Source organism: Dactylosporangium sp. NBC_01737 (assembly GCF_035963215.1).
Classification (GTDB): domain Bacteria; phylum Actinomycetota; class Actinomycetes; order Mycobacteriales; family Micromonosporaceae; genus Dactylosporangium.
Genome location: NZ_CP109153.1, coordinates 4198303 through 4217714 on the forward strand (window position 1 = coordinate 4198303; position 19412 = coordinate 4217714).

Sequence of the window (19412 nt, forward strand, 5' to 3'; positions counted from 1 at the left end):
CGGGGTACTAAGGTCGTGGGGGTGGAGTCCTCTGTGGCGTCGCCACGCACCGCGGTGGTCTGGCAGGTCCTGCGTCGCGAGATCGCCGGGGCCGACCACCCCCTGACCGCCCTCGACGTCGGCGGCGGCACCGGTGGGTTCGCCGTGCCCCTCGCCCGCGCCGGGCACTCCGTCACCGTCGTCGACCCCAGCCCCGACGCCCTGGCCGCGCTCACCCGGCGGGCCGCGGAGGCCGGGGTCGCCGACCGGATCACCGCCCTGCAGGGTGACGGCGACGACCTCGTCGACCTCGTCGCGCCGGACAGCGTCGACCTGGTCCTGTGCCACAGCATGCTGGAGGTGGTCGACGACCCGCACAAGGTCGTCACCGCCCTCGCCGCGACCCTGCGCCCCGGCGGCGCCGCCAGCGTCGTCGTCGCCAACCGGGCCGCGGCCGTGCTCGCCAAGGCCATCGGCGGGCACCTCGCCGCCGCGGCGCTGCTCGTCGCCAGCCCCGACGGGCGCGGCGACACCCGCGACCGGCTCCGCCGCCGGTATGACGTCGACACGGCCAAGGCACTGCTGTCCGGCTGCGGGCTCGCCGTCGAGCAGGTCCACGGCGTGCGGATCATCGCCGACCTGGTGCCCGGCATCGTCGCGGAGAGCGAGCCGGAGGCGCTGCAGGCGTTCGAGCTGGCCCTCGCGGGCTCGTCGCCCTACCGGGACATCGCCACCCAGCTGCACCTGCTCGCCCGGCGAGCCTGATGGGCCTCCTCGACCAGGTCGCACCCCGCTACGGGCAGGGCAGCCTCGCCGAGGTCATGCCCAGCGTGCTCAGCGTGCTCGGGATGCCGTATGAGCGCGACGCCCTCGGCCTCGGCGCCACCCTCGCCGGCGTCGACCGGGTCGCCGTGATCCTCCTCGACGGCCTCGGCTGGCACCAGCTCGGGATCGCCGCCCCCCACGCGCCGACCCTCACCGACTTCCTCGGCGGCCGGCTCGGCACCGCCCGGTCGATCACGGCGGGCTTCCCGTCGACGACCCCGGTCAGCCTCGTCACCCTCGGCACCGGCGCCCCGCCCGGCGCCCACGGCATCGTCGGCATCGTGCTCAACCAGCCCGGCACCGACCAGCTCGTCAACCACCTGCACTGGGACGGCCGGCCGGACCCGGCGCAGTGGCAGCCGCTGCCGACCGCGTTCACCCGGGCCTTCAACGCCGGCCTCGCCCCGACCGTGGTCAGCAACCCGCAGTTCGAGCGGACCGGGCTGTCCGTGTCGGCATACCGGGGCGCCCGCTTCGGCGCGGGTGTCGCCGCTGACGAGGTCGCGGCCGCGATGCTCGCCGCCCTCGCGACGTCCCGGCTCGTCTACGGATACCTGCCCGACGTCGACCGCGCCGGCCACGACCACGGCATCGGCACCGGCGAGTGGCGCACCGCCGTCGGCAACGCCGACCGGCTCCTCACCCGTCTCGTCGACGGGCTGCCGCCCAACTCGGCGCTGGTCGTCACCGCCGACCACGGCCAGATCGACGTCCCCGCCGACCGGCGCCTCGACCTCGACCAGGACGCCCGGCTGCGGGCCGGGGTGGCCGTCGTCGCCGGCGAGCCGCGGGTCCGCTACCTGCACACGATCCCCGGCGCCCGCGCCGACGTCATCGCCGCCTGGCAGGGCGTGCTCGGCGCGGCCGCGACCGTGCTGAACCGGGAGGAGGCGGTGGCGGCGGGCTGGTTCGGGCCAATCCCGCAGCAGCACCTGGCCCGCGTCGGCGACGTGGTCGTCATCTGCCACGACCGGTGGGTGGTGATGGCCTCGGAGCACGAGCCGCGCCGGCTCTCCCAGATGGTGGCGTTCCACGGCTCCAGCACGGCGGCGGAGATGCAGATCCCGCTGCTGGTGGTGCGCCGCTAGCTTTTTCCTCTTCGTCTTCGTCTTCGTTTTGTCTCTTGCTTCGTCTTTTGTCTGCCGTCTGCGTCTTTTGTCTGCCGTCTGCCGTCTGCCGGCCTAGCAGCCGGCCGGGGTCCTTGTCGCCGTCAGTCGGTGCATCGTGGCCCGCAGCTCCGGGCCGGCGTCCACCGCGTGCTCCAGCACGATCGCGAACAGATCCTCGCGGGTCGCGGCGACCACCACGCCCGGCGCGCCGGCCACGGGATCGTCGCAGAGCACGGCCACCCTCGCCCGGCGGATCCCCAGCTGGCCGGCCTGGTTGAGGAACGTCTCGCCCTCCACCGGCAGCGGCACCCGGCGCGCCCTGGTCCAGCCCGCGACCAGGAGCACGGCGAGGGCGCACCGGTCCGCTCCGGGCCGCCAGCCGTCGCCGCCGCCCGTCATCAACCCCGGCGCGACGCAGCGCACCAGATCCGGATACTGCAGCCGCAGCCCCTCAACGGCCGCGACGACCGGCGCCAGCGGCGAGGTCAGCGCGAGGAGGGCCATCTCAGGAAGGTAAGGCAAACCTAACTTTTCGTCAATTCGTTCAGGTGTACGGCTCGCCTCGCGTTTTTGTCGGGGGGTCTGGTTAGGGTGCGGGGGTGGGACGCAGTCAGGTGGTGCCGAGGGACGGTTCGGGCGCGGGGGAGTTCGGCCCCGACGCCGACGACACCGGCTGCACGATGCTGCACGTCGACATGGACGCGTTCTACGCCTCCGTCGAGATCCGCCGCCGCCCGGAGCTGCGCGGCAAGCCCGTCATCGTCGGCGGCGCCGGCCCGCGCGGCGTCGTGTCCGCCGCCAGCTATGAGGCCCGCAGGTTCGGCGTGCACAGCGCCATGCCCGGCAGCCGGGCCCAGCGGCTCTGCCCGCACGGCATCTTCCTGCCACCCGACTTCGCCGCGTATACCGAGGCGTCCCGGGCCGTCATGGCGATCTTCCGCGACGTCACCCCGTTGGTCGAGCCGCTGTCACTGGACGAGGCGTTCCTCGACGTCGCCGGCGCCCGCCGGCTCCTGGGCCGCCCCGCGCAGATCGCGGCCCTGATCCGCCACCGGGTCGCCACCGAGCAGCGGCTCACCTGCTCCGTCGGGGTCGCCTCGACCAAGTTCATGGCCAAGCTCGGCTCGACCCGGGCCAAGCCCGACGGCATGGCGGTCGTCCCCGCCGACCGTGCCCTGCAGTATCTGCACCCGCTGTCCGTCAGCGCGCTGTGGGGCGTCGGCGAGCGCACCGCCGAGACCCTCCAGCGGCTCGGCCTGAAGACCGTCGGCGACCTCGCCGCCGCCCCGCTCGGCATGCTGCGCGCCGCCGTCGGCGACGCCGCCGCGCACCACCTGCACGAGCTGTCCTGGGCGAGGGACCCCCGGCGGGTGATTCCCGACCACGTGGAGAAGTCGATCGGCGCCGAGACCACGTTCGACGTCGACGTGAGCGACCTGTCAATCATCCGACGCACGATGCTCGCCCTGTCCAACAAGGTCGCCCAGCGCCTCCGCCACGCCGACCAGGCCGGCCGCACCGTCTCGGTCAAGATCAGACTCGCCGACTTCCAGACCCTCAGCCGGTCACGCACCGTTGATGTCCCGACCGACGTCGCCCGCGAAATCTTCGAAATCTCATGGGCGTTGTTCTCCGCCGCCCGCCCCGGCGAGCGCATCCGCCTCATCGGCGTCCGCGTCGAAGGCCTCACCTCCGCCGACGGAGCGCCACGACAGATGACGCTCGGTGAGCGCGACCACGGCTGGCGCGACGCCGAACGCGCCGCCGACGCGGTCGCCGCCCGCTTCGGCACAGGCCTCGTCAAACCCGCCAGTCTGCTGCGCGGCGACGGCGTCCGCCAAGACGGAAACGGCGCCGCACCGCCCCCCAACTCCCCGGAAGGGCCTCCGACACGACACAATGGGGGTAGATAGAGACCGACTCGACGGAAAATCGGCACGGCCGGACCATCGTCCCGCTTTCCGACCCGGTGAGCCCCTCGTAAACTTGCCAGTACGCAGCCCGACGGGCTGTGCCGGACTGTCGGTCCATCAGGGTCGACCTTCGCGACCGGGGAGGAGTGCCGTGCCGCTCTCGGAACACGAGCAGCGGCTGTTCGAGCAGATCGAGCGGTCGCTAGCCGAGGACCCCAAGTTTGCCTCGGCGGTGCGAGCCACCGACCCGCGGTTCCATGCCAAGCGTCGGATGATCGCCGCCGCGGTGCTCCTACTCGCCGGCATGGCGCTACTGGTCTATGGCGTCGCCATCTCAATCCCACTCCTCGGCGTCGGCGGCTTCGTCGTCATGCTGGGCGCCCTGTTCTTCGGCGTCCAGGCATATCGCCGCGGACAGAGCACCGACCTGCACGCCGTCGGCGGCACCGCCACCCGCCGCACCCGGCAACGCAGGGCGGGACTGGTCGACCGCCTGGAGGAACGCTGGCGCCGCCGCCCAGAAGGCGACGCCTGACCAACCAGGCCTGAGGGCGCGTCGACCCCCGTGTCGACGCGCCCACCCGTCTGCCCACCTCCCGTCCATTTCACCCTGCCCGCCACCCGCTCGCATCACCCCGCCCACTGCGTGTTTGCGCCACTCTGCGCACTTCCGGCCCGTGCACTCCCCGCCTGCGCCGGCCACCCTGCCCGCCGCACGCTCGTGCCGCCCCGTCCACCGCGTGCTTGTGCCGCCCCGTCGACCGCGTGCTTGTGCCGCCCCGTCCACCGCGTGCTTGTGCCGCCCCGTCCACCGCGTGCTTGTGCCGCCCCGTCCACCGCGTGCTCGTGCCGCCCCGTCCACCGCACGCTCGCGCCACTCTCCGCCCCCCGCCTGCGCCGCCCTGCCCGGCAGCAGGCTCGCGCCCTCGCCGCCGCCCACCACGTGCTAGCGCCACCCTGCGCACTTCCCGCCCACTCAGCCCTGCCAGCCACGCGCTCGCGTCACCCCCCGCCCGCTGCGTGCTCGCGTCACTCTGCGCACTTCCCGTCCACTCAGCCCTGCCCGCCGCACGCTCGCGTCACCCCGCCCACCGACTGCGCCGCCCCGCCTGCGCCGCCCGCCGTCGATGCCTGTTTGCCGCCGCTTGCACCCGTTTTCGCCGCTTCCGTTCGTCGGCGAACGCCTTGCACGGCCGGAACATGCCGGATCAGGTTGGCTTCGATCCTGCCGGGGTCGTGCTGGTCAGACCGGTGGCAGGTCCCGCCTCGCCTTCGCGCTCATTGCCAGCGGCATCCTGCGCGCCAGCAGGATCGGGCGGCCCACGCCCATCTCGCCACCATCGACCTGGCGCCTTGACGCTGCTCGTCAACCCATGTCGGCCCGCTGGTCGCCGGTCACGGGCCGGCCTTCGCACGGTGCCCCGCCGTCTCCGTCGATTCGATCTCGGGTCCGTGATCGAAGGACGGCCCTGGTCGTCCCCGCGGCCGGAGCGCGCCTTGGATCACTGGCGGGGTTCGCCGCTCGATGCTGGCGCTGCGATCCCGGGAGGTGATCAGGCCGATTGCGGACGTTGGTGCCACGCTCGGGTCGCTGTCTTTCGTTGCGTTCCCCGTCGATTCGATCTTTGTTCGATGATCGAAGGACGGTCCTGGTCGTCCCCGCGGCCGGAGCGCGCCCTGGATCACGGTGGGGGTCGCCGCTCGGTGCTGGCGCTGCGACCTGCAGATGATCGCGGGACTTCGATGGCGCCGCAGGCACAGCGACGTTCCGTGATCACGGGAGGCGATCAGGCCGATTGCGGGCCGTGCCACGCTTCAGGTGGCGATCTTCGCCGGGCTCCCCAGTGATTGGATCTTGGTTCCGTGATCGAAGGACAGGGCTGGTCGTCCCCGTGGCCGGAGCGCGCCTTCGAACATCGGTGGAGTTCGTCGCTGAGTGTCGAGCACTGTGACCTTCAAGTGATCACGGACGTTCAGTGGCACCCCGGGCCCAGCGAAGCTCCGTGATCACGGGGAGGTGATCAGGCCGGTTGCGGGCCGTGCCACGCCCTGATCGCTGTTTTGTCGCGTTCCCGCGATTCGGTCGCGGGTCCATGATCGAAGGATAGGGCTGGTCCGCGTACGCACCAAAGCCCGCAAAAGGGTGCCGCTCAGCGGGAGGCTGCCCGGGGTGCGGGTGATCGTGGGACTTCGGCGGACCAAAACGTCCACCGAAGTTCCACGATCACGGGCGAGCGGTCGGCGGGGTCAGCGGTCGGCTCGGCGGGCGACGAAGCGGCGCACGCTGATCGCGCGCATCAGCTTGTCCCAGCCTCGGCCGAGCCACAGGGACGCGGTGCTCGAGCGCTGGGACGTGGTGGCGCGCCAGCGGCGCAGGACCGACGGGGGCAGGAGGACCGCCAGGATGCGGGTCTTGCGGCTGGCCCGGGCGGCGAACGCCGTGCGGACGTCGTCGACCGCGGAGCGCAGCTGGCCGCCGGTGAGCGGGTGGCGGGCGTACCGGGCGTGCTCCTCGACCGTGCTGAGGAGGCGGACGCCCTGCTCGGCCTGGTCGCGGAGGCGTTCCTTCGTGACGAGGCGGGTGACCGTGGCCCGTGGGGTCTCGGCGTCGTCGGTCGGCACGTGGTAGTCGATCATCGTGTCGACGAGCTCGTCCCAGGCGTGGTGGGCCTGGGAGCGGGCAACGTGGTCCTCGCCGACGAGGACCATGACGCCGGGGGCGGCTTCGTCCGGGGCGAGCTTCGGTGCGGCGGCCGCGGACTGCAGGCGGGTGCGGCGGGTGCGGCCGCGGACGAGGGCCGGTGACAGCAGCAGCGCGACGATGAGCAGGCCGCCGAGGAGCCAGCCGCCGGCCACGGCGGCCGTGGCGAGCAGTGAGCCGGTGTCGCCGGTGACGCCGGTGCCGCCGGTGTCGCCCGGGTTGTTGCCGGGGTCGCCGACGGCGCCGGGGTCGACGCTGCTGGTCGGGTTGGCGCCGGGGCGGTTGCGCAGGTTCTCGTCGACCGGATCGCCCGTGTCGCTGGTCTCGCTGGGCAGGTACGACGGGGACACCGAGCCGCCGATCGACTGCGAGGGGGTCGCGTCGAAGGGCAGCCAGCCGTAGCCCGCGAAGTACACCTCGGTCCAGGCGTGCAGGTTGAAGTTGGTGAGGGTCATCGTCTGGCCCTGGCGGGTGCCGCCGCGGGCGAAGCCGAACGCGACCCGGGACGGGATCTTGGCCTCGCGCAGCAGCCAGCCGAAGGCGGCCGCGTACTGGGCGCAGTAGCCGCGCTTGTTCTTGAGGAAGTCGGCGATGCCGGTGCCGCTGGTGTCGGCGCCGGTGCTGGTGTCGTAGGCGAAGCCGTTGGCGACGGAGAAGTACTCCCAGATCGCCTTGACCTTGTCGTACTGGGTGGTCTTGCCCTTGGTCAGCTCGGCGACCTTGTCGGTGACCACCTTGTTGGCCGGGGCCATCATGGTGCCGCGCAGCGCCGGGTCGTTCTCCTTCACGGCGGGTGCCTTGCGCAGGTCATCGGGGCTGATCTCGGCGCGTGTGTACTCGACCGTGTACTTCTTCTTGGCGGTCGTCTGCTTGCTGGAGTACACGACGGCGGTGTTGGCGTCGAAGGACCAGTTGTTGTCGACCTTCTCCAGCTTCGTCGGCCAGGTGTAGATCGGCAGGAAGTAGATGGCCAGGTCGTTGGTGATCTCGATGCTGGCCTTCTGGGTCGTGGTCTTGACCGAGGGGTCCCAGACGGGGGCCGCCAGGCCGGAGCCGACGGTCTTCCCACCGGTGATCGGCTTCTGGTTGAAGCCGCGGCTGGTGAGCTCCTCGAGCACGTTGAAGCGCAGGTAGTACGGGTTGGGGTCGTTGCTGACGTTGGTCACCTTGACCATGTCGAACGCCTTGTCCCGGTTGAGCTGCCCGGAGAGCAGGGCGAACATGCTGACCTGCTTGCCGTTCTTGCCGCCGGGGCCGATCCCGCCGCCGCCACCCGCGCCGGAGCCGAGCTGGTCGATCACGCCGGCCGGCATCGCGAACGGGATGAGGGGCAGCAGTACCGCGGCGATGACACCGACCGCACCGAGCCGCTGACCGGCGGCGGCGAGGGGGGAGGGCTCCCACAGGTCGACGTCGCGGCCGTCGCCGGTGAAGCGGCGGCCGAAGCGCCGGACCCGGTCGACGTTGTCGGTGACCAGCAGCCACAGGAAGCCCACGGCGCCGAGCACGAACGGGAACCAGTTGGTGCTCTCGGTGGTCACCGTGACCGGCACGGAGTAGATCGCGAGCATCGGCAGGCCGGCGAGCGCGGGCCGGCGCAGCACGACGGCGAACAGGTCGACGACGAGGGCGACGACCGCGACGCCGAGGGTCGCCAGGAACAGGAACCCGGGCCGGTCGCCGACCGGGGTGGCGAACTCGCTCATCTCGGTCGACGCGGTGCTCAGCAGCGAGCCGAAGTGCTTGATCGTGCCGGGGGTCGGGATGATCCCGATGAACTCCTGCGAGCTCGGGTAGAGCCAGGTCAGCCCGAACAGGGCGGCGACGGCCATCGCGGCGCTCGGCGCCCAGCTGGGCGCGCGGAGGCTGCGGACCAGCAGCGCCACGCCGCACATGGCGGCCACGACGAGGAACGCCCGGATCGCCCAGGTGATCTCCTCGAAGACGTTGATCAGCGGCAGCGCCGAGAGGAACGCGGAGCCGGCGGCGATCAGGGTCAGGTGCTTGCGCTGGTTCACCGCACGCCTCCGGCGACGCTCTCCGCCGACGCGGCCCGCCAGGCGAAGCCCTGCGACCCCCGTCCGGCCTGTGGCCACAGTGCGGGGAGTTTCGCACCGTGCGGCACCTCGACGACCCGCCAGCCGCTGCGCAGCAGCGCGAGCGAGGCGACGCCGTGTGCCTTGTCGGCCTCCTCGCGGGCCGCGGTCGGTAGGTTGAGCCACGTCGAGGAGTCGATGAACAGGGCGATGCAGGTGGCGTTGTTGGACCGGAACCCCGCGAGGAGCTCCGCCTCCGCCGAGGACAGCAGCCCGAAGACGCCGATGATCAGGCCGCCGTCGCTGCGGCGGCGGACCCGCTCGATGAGGGTGGCGATGTCGCCGCGCTGGGCGAGCCGCACGTCGGCGAGCTGGTCCAGCAGCGGGCCGTCACCGTCGATCTCGGTCGCGTCGACGTCGACGCCGGCCTCGGTGACCAGGCGCATCTTGTAGCCGGCGTGACGCAGGTGGACCGCGACGCTGGCGGCGGCCGACACCGCCCACTCGAAGCTGGCGGTCGGGCCCTCACCGCGGTGGGCGGTGGAGCGGGTGTCCAGCACGACGGTCGCCCGGCTCTCCCACGGCTGCTCCTCACGGCGGACCATGAGCTCGCCGGTGCGGGCGGTGGAGCGCCAGTGGACGCGGCGCAGGTCGTCGCCGTAGCGGTACTCCCGGGTGGCGGCGTCGTCCTCACCGTGCACGGCCACGGACCGGGCGCGGCTCTCGCCGGAGCCGGCGAACTCGCCGGCGAGGCGCACCGACGGCAGCGGCACCACCTGCGGGATGACGGTGAGCCGGTCCACGGACGGGAACGCCCTGGTCAGCTCGCACAGCCCGAACGGGTCGGTGAGCCGCACGACGAGCGGGCCCACCTCGTAGCGGCCGCGGACGTCGGCCCGCACCGTGTACGCCACGGAGCTGGCCTGATGCGCGCCGAGCTTCTCCAGGACGAGGCGGGGTCGGCTGCCCAGGGCATACGGCAGCCGGTCCTCGAGGAGCATCGTGCCGGTGGGCAGCCGGGACAGGTTCTGCAGGCGCAGGATCACCCGGGCGCTCGCGCCGACCTGGACCCGGTGCGGGTCCAGGGTGCGGCTGCAGGACAGCCGGTAGCGGGTGCGCCCGACGTAGGCGGCGGACAGCAGCGGCAGCGCCGCGAGCAGCACCGCCACCCGGAGCAGGTCACGCTCGCCGAGGATCAGCGACGCGATGAGGGCCGCTGCGGCGGCGGCCAGGAAGCTACGGCCCCGTGTGGTGAGCCCCCGCAGCGCCTCGCGCATGCTCAGCGACCCCCGAACTGTTGTCCGCGTGGCGGCGCGGTGCGGGTGTCATACGGTGACCGCGGCTGCCGGTCCGAGGGCAGCGGCAGCCGGTGGACCAGCTCGGCGATGATCGCGTCGGTGGTGCGCCGCGACAGCTGCGCCTCGGCGGTCGGGATGACCCGGTGCGCGAGGACCGGCACGGCCAGGGCCTGCAGGTCGTCGGGGAGCACGAACTCGCGGCCCTCGAGGGCCGCGACGGCGCGGGCGGTGCGCAGCAGCTGCAGCGTGGCGCGGGGCGACGAACCGAGCCGCAGCTCGCTGGACTCGCGGGTGGCGGTGACGATGTTGACCGCATACTGCTTCACTGCGTCGGCGACGTGCACGTCGCGGACGGTGGCGATCATCCGGCGGACCTGGGTGGCGTCGGAGACGGGCAGGATGTCGTCGAGCGCGTCGTGGCGGCCGTGCACGTCGAGCATCGCCAGCTCGGCACCCATGTCCGGGTAACCCATCGCGATCCGGGCGGTGAACCGGTCGCGCTGCGCCTCGGGCAGCGGGTAGGTGCCTTCCATCTCGATCGGGTTCTGCGTGGCGATGACCATGAACGGGATCTGCAGCGGGTAGGTCGCGCCGTCGACCGTGACCTGCCGCTCCTCCATGCTCTCCAGCAGCGCCGACTGCGTCTTGGGGGAGGCGCGGTTGATCTCGTCGCCGACGACGATGTTCGCGAACACCGCGCCCGGCTTGAACTCGAAGTCGCGGGTCTCCTGGTTGTACACGCTGACCCCGGTGACGTCGCTGGGCAGCAGGTCGGGCGTGAACTGGATGCGCCGCACCGAGCAGTCGATGGACTTGGCAAGGGCCTTGGCGAGTTTGGTCTTGCCGACGCCGGGAACATCTTCGATGAGGAGGTGGCCCTCAGCGAGCATGACGGCGAGCGCGAGCCGCACGGTGGCGGTCTTGCCCTCGATGACCTGCTCGATGTTGGCGACGATCGCATCGGTCGCGGCGCGGAACTCCGGGCTGGGAAGTGGGGCCCCGAGCTCCTCGAACGTGCGGTGCCTGGTCAACTGGCCTCCTCGTGTCCTGCTGTGGCCACCGTTAGGTGTAAGACCCATAGGTGAACCGCCCGGTTGCACAAATAGGTTGGCAAGCCGAGCCGCTTGTATCCCCTCAGGCTAGCCGGGGAATTGACACCGCGCCGCACCGGAAACCGTCATTGCGGACATCACGGTCGTGACTGTCTGCGACGTTTTTTCCGGCGGGCCGGCGGCGAGCCGCACGTACCCCCGCAAATGTTCAACAAACGGATCTGCCGGGATGCGGCCGGCGCCGATTCCGGCAGACTGGGACCGTGGACGAGGGGCAGCTCCTCAACGGTCGCTACCGCCTGGGCGACCGCCTGGGCGAGGGCGGCATGTCGGTGGTGTGGCGCGCCCGCGACGAGGTGCTCGACCGGTCCGTCGCGGTCAAGGTCCTCGCCGGCACGTTCGCCGCCGACGCCGATTGGCGCCGCCGGATCCGGGTCGAGGCCCGGGCCGCCGCAAGCCTTTCGCATCCGAACGTGACCAATGTGTACGACTACGGCGAAACCGCAGAGGGCAACCCGTTCGTCGTCATGGAACTGCTGCGCGGCCCGACGCTCGCCGAGCGGCTCACGGCGGGCCCGCTGCGCCCCGCCGCGGCGATCCGGGTCTGCGCCGAGGTCGCCGCGGGGCTCGCCGCCGCGCACGCCGCGCAGTTCGTGCACCGCGACGTCAAACCCGCCAACGTCGTGCTCACCCCCGCCGCGGCGAAGCTCGTCGACTTCGGCATCGTGGGCATCCCCGGCGACCCCGGCAGCGGTCTGGACGCCGACGGCCTGGTCCTCGGCACCCCCGCCTACCTGGCCCCGGAGCGGCTCGTCGGCGACGACGCGGTGCCCGCCAGCGACGTCTACGCGTTCGGGCTGCTGCTCTACCGCTGCCTCACCGGCCGGTTGCCGTGGGACAGCGAGACCACCACCCAGATGCTGCGCTCGCACGTGACCGTCGCGCCGGATCCATTGCCGGAGCTGCCCGGGGTGCCACCGCAGGTCCGTGACCTGTGCATGCGCTGCCTGGTCAAGGCGCCCGCCGCGCGACCCTCCGCGGAGGAGGCGGCGGCCGTCCTGGCGGCGGCGGCGGGCGTGTCGCCACGTCCGAGTGCCGAAGAGCTGGATGTGGTACACCCGGCGCCACCGTCGCCCGTCGACGCCACCGCCCTGGTGTACGCCGGAGCGGGCCCCGCCGCCGCGGTCATGACGGATGGCACCCCCACCGAAGGTCTCCCGTCCGGGGAATCGACCGGCCTCGTGCGTGCCGGGCAGGACGCGCCCGACGACGGCCCGACCGGCCTGGTGCGGGTCGGGGGCATCGCGGCCGTCGACGGCGCCACCGACGTGATCGGCGACGACGCGGGCGAGCGCCGCCGGGTGCTCGCCGGTCTCGCCGTGGTGGTCGTGGTCGCGGCGCTGCTGGTGACGTTCACGCTGCACCGGCCCACCGGAGGGCCGCAGGCCTCGGCCGAGGCGGCCCGCGGTGGCCCAGGTCGCGGTGCCGTGGCCACCGCGACCGCAGGCCCGGCCGTGCCGCCGTCCGGTGACACCGGCACCCCGGCGTCCGCCGATGCCGAGGTGCCGGCCGTGGAGGACGGCGCCACGGGCGGGCCCGGTGGCGGCCCAGGCGGCGGACCCGGTGGTGGACCCGGTGGCGGACCCGGTGGTGGACCCGGCAGGGGGGGCAGGGCGGCTCGGTCGGCGGGCCCGGCCCCGGCAGCACCGGCGGTCCCGGCAGCGGCGGCTCCGGCGGTGGGGGTACCACACCGGCCGCCGGAAACCCGGTCCGCCTCGGCACGCTCGGTGGCGTCATCGTCGCGGTGTGCTCCGGGAACAAGGTCAACGTCACCGGCGCCGAACCGGCCGCGGGCGCCACGCTGGTCTCCCTGCAGAGCGGCGCCCGCGACAAGTCCCGGGTGGAGTTCAACCTGGCCGGGATGCGGCTGCGCTTCGAGGTCAGGTGCGCCGGGGGAGTCCCGGTGGCCACCCCGGACTGAAACGCGCTGCGACCGGCGGCGGACGCTGCGGTACACTGCGAGACATGACACGGGCAGTCCGGCTTCTTAGTGAGCCGTGCTGACGCACTGACAGCGTCCGCACGGCGACCCCTCCTGCGTGAGGGGTTTTTTCATGCCCGGACAATGACGCCGGGTGAAGCGTGCATCCCCGAGACATCCGGCGAGACCGAAGGCGGCGAGAAGCTCATGAGCGAGGCTGTGACCGACGGAGCGGTCGACATTCCGCCCTACCGATACACGGCGGCGATGGCGGCGGACATCGAGGCGTGCTGGCAGGACTACTGGTCCGAGCACAGCACCTTCTACGCGCCGAACCCGACCGGCCCGCTCAGCGACCCGAGCCACCCCCGCGCGGGCGCGCCGAAGCTGTACGTGATGGACATGTTCCCCTACCCGTCCGGCTCGGGGCTGCACGTCGGGCACCCGCTGGGCTACATCGGCACCGACTGCTACACGCGGTACTTCCGCATGGCCGGCTACAACGTGCTGCACCCGATGGGGTTCGACGCGTTCGGCCTGCCCGCCGAGCAGTACGCGGTGCAGACCGGCACGCACCCGCGGATCACGACCGAGGCCAACGTCGAGCGGTACCGCGGGCAGCTGCGCCGGCTGGGCCTGGCCTACGACGACCGGCGCAGCGTCGCCACCACCGACACCGAGTTCTACCGCTGGACACAGTGGATCTTCCTGAAGATCTTCAACTCGTGGTTCGACACCGACGCGGGCAAGGCCCGGCCGATCGAGGAGCTGATCTCCGCTTTCGCCTCCGGTGAGCGGGTTGTGCCGGACGGCCGCGCGTGGGCGGACCTGACGCCGATCGAGCGGCGCGAGGTGATCGACGGGTACCGGCTGGCGTACATCTCCGAGGCGCCGGTCAACTGGTGCCCTGGGCTGGGCACCGTCCTGGCCAACGAGGAGGTCACCCCCGACGGGCGCAGCGAGCGGGGCAACTTCCCCGTGTTCAAGCGCAGCCTGCGGCAGTGGATGATGCGGATCACCGCGTACACCGACCGCCTGCTGGACGACCTGGACCGGCTGGACTGGCCGGACAAGGTCAAGACCATGCAGCGCAACTGGATCGGCCGGTCCCGGGGCGCGCACGTCGACTTCGCCACCGACGGTGACGAGCCGATCCGCGTCTTCACCACCCGCCCCGACACGCTGTTCGGCGCGACGTACATGGTGCTGGCCCCCGAGCACGAACTGGTCTCCTCGCTGATCCCGCCGGCGTGGCCCGCCGGTACCAACGACAAATGGACCGGCGGCGCGGCCACCCCGGCCGAGGCGGTCGCGAGCTACCGCGCGTTCGCGGCGGGGAAGTCCGACGTGGAGCGGCAGGCCGACGCCAAGGAGAAGACCGGCGTCTTCACCGGCGCGTACGCGGTCAACCCGGTCAACGGCACCCGCATCCCGGTCTTCATCGCCGACTACGTGCTGGCCGGCTACGGCACCGGCGCGATCATGGCGGTCCCCGGCCAGGACGAGCGCGACTGGGCGTTCGCCGAGGTCTTCGACCTGCCGATCATCCGCACCGTGCAGCCCTCCGCGGACTTCCCGTCCGACGGCAAGGCCTACACCGGTGACGGCCCGGCGATCAACTCCGCCTTCCTGGACGGCCTGGGCGTCACCGAGGCCAAGGCGAAGATCATCGACTGGCTGGAGGCCGAGGGCCACGGCGTCGGCGCGATCACGTACCGGCTGCGCGACTGGCTGTTCAGCCGCCAGCGGTACTGGGGCGAGCCGTTCCCGATCGTCTACGACGAGACCGGCCTGCCGATCGCGCTGCCCGAGTCGATGCTGCCCGTCGAGCTGCCCGAGGTGGAGGACTTCTCGCCGCGCACGTTCGACGTCGACGACGCCGACAGCATGCCCGAGACGCCGCTGTCGCGCGCCAAGGAATGGGTCGAGGTCACGCTGGACCTGGGCGACGGGCCGAAGTCCTACACCCGCGAGACCAACGTCATGCCGCAGTGGGCCGGCTCATCCTGGTACGAGCTGCGCTACCTGGACCCGGCCAACAAGGACGACCTGGTCGACAGGGAGAACGAGCGCTACTGGATGGGCCCGCAGCAGCCCGGCGACGTCGGCGGCGCCGACCTGTACGTCGGTGGCGTCGAGCACGCGGTGCTGCACCTGCTGTACGCGCGCTTCTGGCACAAGGTCCTGTTCGATCTGGGCCACATCAGCAGCGAGGAGCCGTTCCGCAAGCTGTTCAACCAGGGCTACATCCAGGCCTACGCCTACACCGACGAGCGCGGCGTCTACGTGCCCGCCGAGGAGGTCGAGGAGCGCTCCCCGGGGCAGTTCTTCTACCGCGACGGCCGCGTGAAGCGCGAGTACGGCAAGATGGGCAAGTCGCTGAAGAACGTCGTCACGCCCGACGAGATGTGCGAGCGGTACGGCGCCGACACCTTCCGCGTCTACGAGATGTCCATGGGTCCCCTGGACGTGTCCCGCCCGTGGGAGACCCGCGCGGTCGTCGGCGCGCAGCGCTTCCTGCAGCGCGTCTGGCGCCTGGTCGTCGACGAGCAGACCGACGCCACCCGCGTCGTGGACGCCCCCCTGGACGACGAGACCCGCCGCCTGCTGCACCGCGTCGTGGACGGCGTCCGCGTCGACATCGAGGAGATGCGGTTCAACACGGCGATCGCGAAGCTGATCGAGCTGACGAACCGGGTCACCCAGGTCTCCGCCGCCGGCGCGCCCCGCGAGGTCGTCGACCCGCTGGTGCGCATGGTGTCACCGTTCGCGCCGCACCTGGCCGAGGAGCTGTGGCAGCGGCTGGGCAACGACACGTCGATCGCCTACGCCGACTTCCCGGTCGCGGACCAGGCATACCTGGTCGCCGAGTCGGTGAAGTACCCGGTCCAGGTCAACGGCAAGGTCCGCGGCACGTTCGAGATCGCCGCCGACGCGGGGGAGGACGCGGTGCGCGAGGCCGCGCTGGCCGAGGTCGCCACCCACCTGGCCGGCAAGACCCCGAAGAAGGTCATCGTCGTGCAGGGCCGCATGGTCTCGGTCGTCGTCTGACCCTGGCTCGCCCAACTGGTTCCGCGAAGACGTCGGTCGCTACGATGCCGGTCGTAGCGACCGACGTCTTTCGTCGCGCAGCGCCGCTCCGGCTTCGAAACGGCCGGCGAGGCCCTGGCGGGCCACCGGCCAGTCTTGCTGGCGTGATCGAAGTCGCCCCGTGGCCGCCCGGGCGGCCACGGGGCGACTTCGATCACGCCGGGGCCGGGCCTGGGTTGCGAAGCGAGCGACCGGCGGAGGCCGACGTTGCCGTAACGGACGCAGACAATGCGGAACGTGAGTGGGTGGTGACGGCGCCGGAGATCAATTAGGTCGGGTGCGGTACGGTGCTTTGGAAGCAGCCAGCCGTCACCGGCCCGGGTCCGTGTCCGTCACGGTGGCAGGCACGGACGCCGCAGGACTGTTGGACGTGGGACTGCCGGGCCGCGGAACTGCAGGGCCGCGGGACGTGGAGACGTGGGACCGCCGGGACGTGGGACCGCGGAACGTGGGGACGTGGGGACGTGGGGACGCGGGAGTGCGGGGCGTCAGGGCTTGAGGACGGCGGCGAGGCGTTCGTCGCGCAGGCGGGTGGGCCAGCGGTCGTCGATCGGCTCCATGGTCATGCCGGTCGCCCAGCGCAGCAGCAGGTCCGCGATCCCGGGGTTGCGGGCGAGTGCCGGCCCGTGTGAGTACGTGCCGAGGATCCGGCCGTGCCACGCGCCCTCGGAGCGGCCGTCGTTGCCGATACCCGCGGTGACCCGGGCCAGGGGACGCACGCCGGGGCCGAGGTGGGTCCGGCCGCCGTGGTTCTCGAAGCCGGTGAGGGTCGGCAGGCCCAGCGACGGGTCGACCTCCCCGGCCAGCTCGCCCACGGCGCGGGTCTCGCCGCGGTCGGAGTCCAGGTCGAGCAGGCCGAGGCCCGCGCACTTGGCGCCCTTGGCGAAGAACGAGTTGCCCATGAGCTGGTAACCGGCGCACACGGAGAAGATGGTGGCGCCGCGGTCGACGGCGCGGCGCAGGCCGCCGTCGGCGATGAGCCGCTGCGCGGCCAGGGCCTGCGGGCCGTCCTCGCCGCCGCCGATGAGGTAGACGTCGCCGTCGGCGGGCACGGCCTGGTCGGCGCGGACCTCCGCGCACTCGACCGGCAGGCCGCGCAGGTCGGCCCGGCGGGCGAGGATCAGCAGGTTGCCGCGGTCGCCGTAGGTGGACAGCAGGTCCGGGTACAGCCAGATCAGGCGCAGGCGCGACTCAGTTGACACGGTCCAGCTCCGCTCTGATGTCCTGGAATGCGGTGTAGTTGGCGATGACCTCGAGCCGGCCGGGCGGGATCACCGTCAGGGCCTGCGAGAAGGACTTCACGTGCTCGAAGGGCACCTCGTTGACCTCGAGCCGGACCGCGAGGTCCATGGCCCGGTCGCCGGTGACGAGGACCCGCCGCCCGCGCAGCGGGGAGAAGTCGACGTCGTAGAGCCACGAGGTGTCCAGGCCGTCGGGGTCGCGGGCGTTGATGGACAGCAGGGTCGGCACGTCGTCGGCCATGTCGAACGCCTCCAGCCAGCCGGCCGGGTTCTTCGACAGCAGCAGCCGCACGACCCGGCCGTCGCGCTCGACGACCGCATACCGCCCGGCGATCGAGGCGACCTTCGCCAGCTCCGGCACGGCCTTGGCCGGGGGCACGCCGAAGTGGGCGGCCACGGCCAGGGCGGTCGCGGCGTTGGCGCGGTTGACCCGGCCCGGCAGCTGCAGCTCGATGTGGTGGTAGGTGCCGGTGTTGTCCACGACCCCGTCGCCGGAGACCGCCCAGTGCGGCACGGGACGGCTCAGGTTGCCGGCGACGCAGGCCCACTGCTCGCCGTTGCGCTCGATGGAGGCGCCGCACTCGGGGCACACCCACGAGTCGTCGTGGAAGCGCTGGCCGGCGGCGACCCAGGTGACGCTGGTGCCGGCGGCGACGGCCTTGCCCGCCGCCCACACCACCATCGGGTCGTCGGCGTTGGCGACGAGGTGCAGGTCGCGGCCGGGCAGCGCGTCGCGCCACAGGGCCGCCATCATCGCGACCTCCTTGGCCCGGTCGAGCTGGTCGCGGCTGAGGTTGAGCAGCGCGACGACCTTCGGGTGGGTCGCGTCGAGGACCTGCTTGAGGTAGTGCTCGTCGACCTCGAGCACCGCATACGGCGTGGCGCCCGCCTTGGCCAGCGCCGACGTGTGCCCGGTGGGCATGTTGGCGCCGAGGCTGTTGGTGGCGACGTCGCCGAGGACGCCCATGGCGGCCGCGGTGAGCCGGGTCGTGGTGGTCTTGCCGTTGGTGCCGGAGATCAGCGCGATCTCCCGGCCCGCCGCGAGCTCGGCGAGCAGGTTGGGGTCGACCATCAGGGCGATGCGGCCGCCGATGACGGAGCCGTCACCCCGGCCGGTGGCGCGGGACAGTGCGGCAGCGCCGCGCGACAACGATGTGGCGAGCTTCGCCCGCATCGGGAGCTTGTGGTCCGTCATCTCACTTCCACGTCTTCCGGCGATGCGCCAGACCCTACCTGCCACCGATCACGCACCCAACGCCTCCACCGCCGAACCGCTCACCCCGCTGGTCGTCCCAGAACGCTCCACTTCCCTCCACCGTGCCGGAGCGAGGGCCCGGGCCGACCTTAACGGAGCCATAAAGGGGCGGTAAAGTCCGACCTCATGGGCGGTTTGTCCTCATTTACGGTCAGCCGAAACGACCGGACGAGTGACCGGCCGGCCAATCCCCCTCCACCCAGCGACACCCCGTCTGACGTGGGATTTCTTCACGCGTACCGATGTCACTTCCGGTGTTTTCTCGTTGACGGTGGAGGGAAGTGGAGTACAGTGGAGCGCGATGGCGGAGCCGGGGGGCTCGGCCGGCCCCGGGGGGACCGTTCGCGGTGGGAAGGGGTGGTTGTCGATGTTTCTCGGCACCCACACTCCTCGCCTGGACGACAAGGGCCGGTTGATCCTGCCGGCCAAGTTTCGGGATGAGCTGGCGGGAGGTGTCGTGATCACCAAGGGGCAGGAGCGCTGTCTGTACGTGTTTCCCGGCGCCGAGTTCGCCCGGATCGCCGAGCAGCTTCGCGCAACACCGATGACCCACAAGGCCGCCCGGGCCTACAGCCGGGTGTTCTTCGCCAGTGCGCACGACGAGGTTCCCGACCGTCAGGGTCGGGTCACCATCCCGCAGCATCTCCGCGAGTATGCCGGGCTGGACCGCGAACTCGTCGTGATCGGCGCGAGCACCAGGGTTGAGATCTGGGACCGGCAGGCGTGGGACTCCTACCTCGCCGAAAGCGAAGACGACTTCGCCGGCATCGAGGAGGGGGTGCTGCCGGGCGGGCTGTGAGGTCCATCTGCAGACACCGGATCGACCGCCGTACCGCGAGCTCTCCAGCCGCTCCAAGGTCCTGACGCCACTTCCCCGGCGCCAGGGCGGAGTGGGCGGATGGGGAGCTGGCGGTACGGCGCTCGTGCACTAC

Annotated in this window: 13 protein-coding genes; 7 read left to right on the forward strand and 6 right to left on the reverse strand. The window is 72.1% G+C overall.

Annotated features, from left to right (window positions below; genetic code table 11):
• Nucleotides 1-15 precede the first annotated feature (15 nt).
• Both OHA72_RS19040 and OHA72_RS19045 read left to right on the forward strand, forming a co-directional pair.
• Nucleotides 16-744: a class I SAM-dependent methyltransferase gene (locus OHA72_RS19040; RefSeq protein ID WP_327009147.1), complete on the forward strand. Its 729-nt coding sequence runs from the start codon at nucleotides 16-18 to the stop codon at nucleotides 742-744.
• Nucleotides 744-1892 carry an alkaline phosphatase family protein gene (locus OHA72_RS19045; RefSeq protein WP_327009148.1) on the forward strand — a complete coding sequence of 383 codons (1149 nt, stop codon included), beginning with the start codon at nucleotides 744-746 and terminating at the stop codon, nucleotides 1890-1892. The genes OHA72_RS19040 and OHA72_RS19045 overlap by 1 nt, the downstream gene beginning before the upstream one ends.
• Nucleotides 1893-1985: 93 nt before the next feature.
• Here OHA72_RS19045 and OHA72_RS19050 read toward each other — a convergent pair whose 3' ends face one another.
• Nucleotides 1986-2417, reverse strand: a complete 432-nt coding sequence (locus tag OHA72_RS19050; protein ID WP_327009149.1) for a hypothetical protein — start codon at nucleotides 2415-2417, stop codon at nucleotides 1986-1988.
• Nucleotides 2418-2512: 95 nt separating this feature from the next.
• On the opposite strand from OHA72_RS19050, the gene OHA72_RS19055 reads away from it, so the two are divergent.
• The gene (locus tag OHA72_RS19055; RefSeq protein ID WP_327009150.1) at nucleotides 2513-3826 is read left to right on the forward strand and encodes a DNA polymerase IV; all 1314 of its coding nucleotides are present in this window, start codon (nucleotides 2513-2515) and stop codon (nucleotides 3824-3826) included.
• A 151-nt stretch (nucleotides 3827-3977) separates the two neighbouring features.
• Complete coding sequence (locus tag OHA72_RS19060; RefSeq protein ID WP_203852504.1) at nucleotides 3978-4361, forward strand: SCO2097 family morphological protein; 384 nt, start codon at nucleotides 3978-3980, stop codon at nucleotides 4359-4361.
• A gap of 1712 nt (nucleotides 4362-6073) precedes the next feature.
• Here the strand turns inward: OHA72_RS19060 and OHA72_RS19065 are convergent.
• Genes OHA72_RS19065 through OHA72_RS19075 form a run of 3 tightly spaced genes read right to left on the reverse strand, consistent with a single transcriptional unit; the run spans nucleotide 6074 to nucleotide 10892 of the window.
• Complete coding sequence (locus OHA72_RS19065; RefSeq protein WP_327009151.1) at nucleotides 6074-8545, reverse strand: transglutaminase TgpA family protein; 2472 nt, start codon at nucleotides 8543-8545, stop codon at nucleotides 6074-6076.
• Nucleotides 8542-9840 (reverse strand): DUF58 domain-containing protein, encoded by a 1299-nt coding sequence (locus OHA72_RS19070; RefSeq protein ID WP_327009152.1) that lies wholly within the window; start codon nucleotides 9838-9840, stop codon nucleotides 8542-8544. Before OHA72_RS19070 ends, OHA72_RS19065 begins: the two co-directional genes overlap by 4 nt.
• A gap of 2 nt (nucleotides 9841-9842) precedes the next feature.
• On the reverse strand, nucleotides 9843-10892 hold the full coding sequence (locus tag OHA72_RS19075; protein ID WP_327009153.1) for an AAA family ATPase: 1050 nt from the start codon (nucleotides 10890-10892) through the stop codon (nucleotides 9843-9845).
• A 284-nt stretch (nucleotides 10893-11176) separates the two neighbouring features.
• Between OHA72_RS19075 and OHA72_RS19080 the strand changes: the two genes are divergently transcribed.
• A complete protein-coding gene (locus OHA72_RS19080) occupies nucleotides 11177-12964 on the forward strand; it encodes a serine/threonine-protein kinase (RefSeq protein ID WP_327009154.1) in 1788 nt (595 codons plus the stop codon).
• Nucleotides 12965-13101: 137 nt separating this feature from the next.
• Entirely contained in the window at nucleotides 13102-15945 is a 2844-nt protein-coding gene (leuS, locus tag OHA72_RS19085) for a leucine--tRNA ligase (RefSeq protein ID WP_327009155.1), read from the forward strand.
• A gap of 527 nt (nucleotides 15946-16472) precedes the next feature.
• On the opposite strand, the gene OHA72_RS19090 is transcribed toward leuS, so the two are convergent.
• Nucleotides 16473-17186 carry a type 1 glutamine amidotransferase gene (locus OHA72_RS19090; RefSeq protein WP_327009156.1) on the reverse strand — a complete coding sequence of 238 codons (714 nt, stop codon included), beginning with the start codon at nucleotides 17184-17186 and terminating at the stop codon, nucleotides 16473-16475.
• Nucleotides 17176-18420, reverse strand: coding sequence for a Mur ligase family protein (locus tag OHA72_RS19095; protein ID WP_327009157.1), 1245 nt, complete (start codon nucleotides 18418-18420; stop codon nucleotides 17176-17178). Before OHA72_RS19095 ends, OHA72_RS19090 begins: the two co-directional genes overlap by 11 nt.
• Before the next feature lie 427 nt (nucleotides 18421-18847).
• Between OHA72_RS19095 and mraZ the strand changes: the two genes are divergently transcribed.
• Nucleotides 18848-19279: a division/cell wall cluster transcriptional repressor MraZ gene (mraZ, locus tag OHA72_RS19100; protein ID WP_327011607.1), complete on the forward strand. Its 432-nt coding sequence runs from the start codon at nucleotides 18848-18850 to the stop codon at nucleotides 19277-19279.
• The last annotated feature ends 133 nt before the right edge of the window (nucleotides 19280-19412 follow it).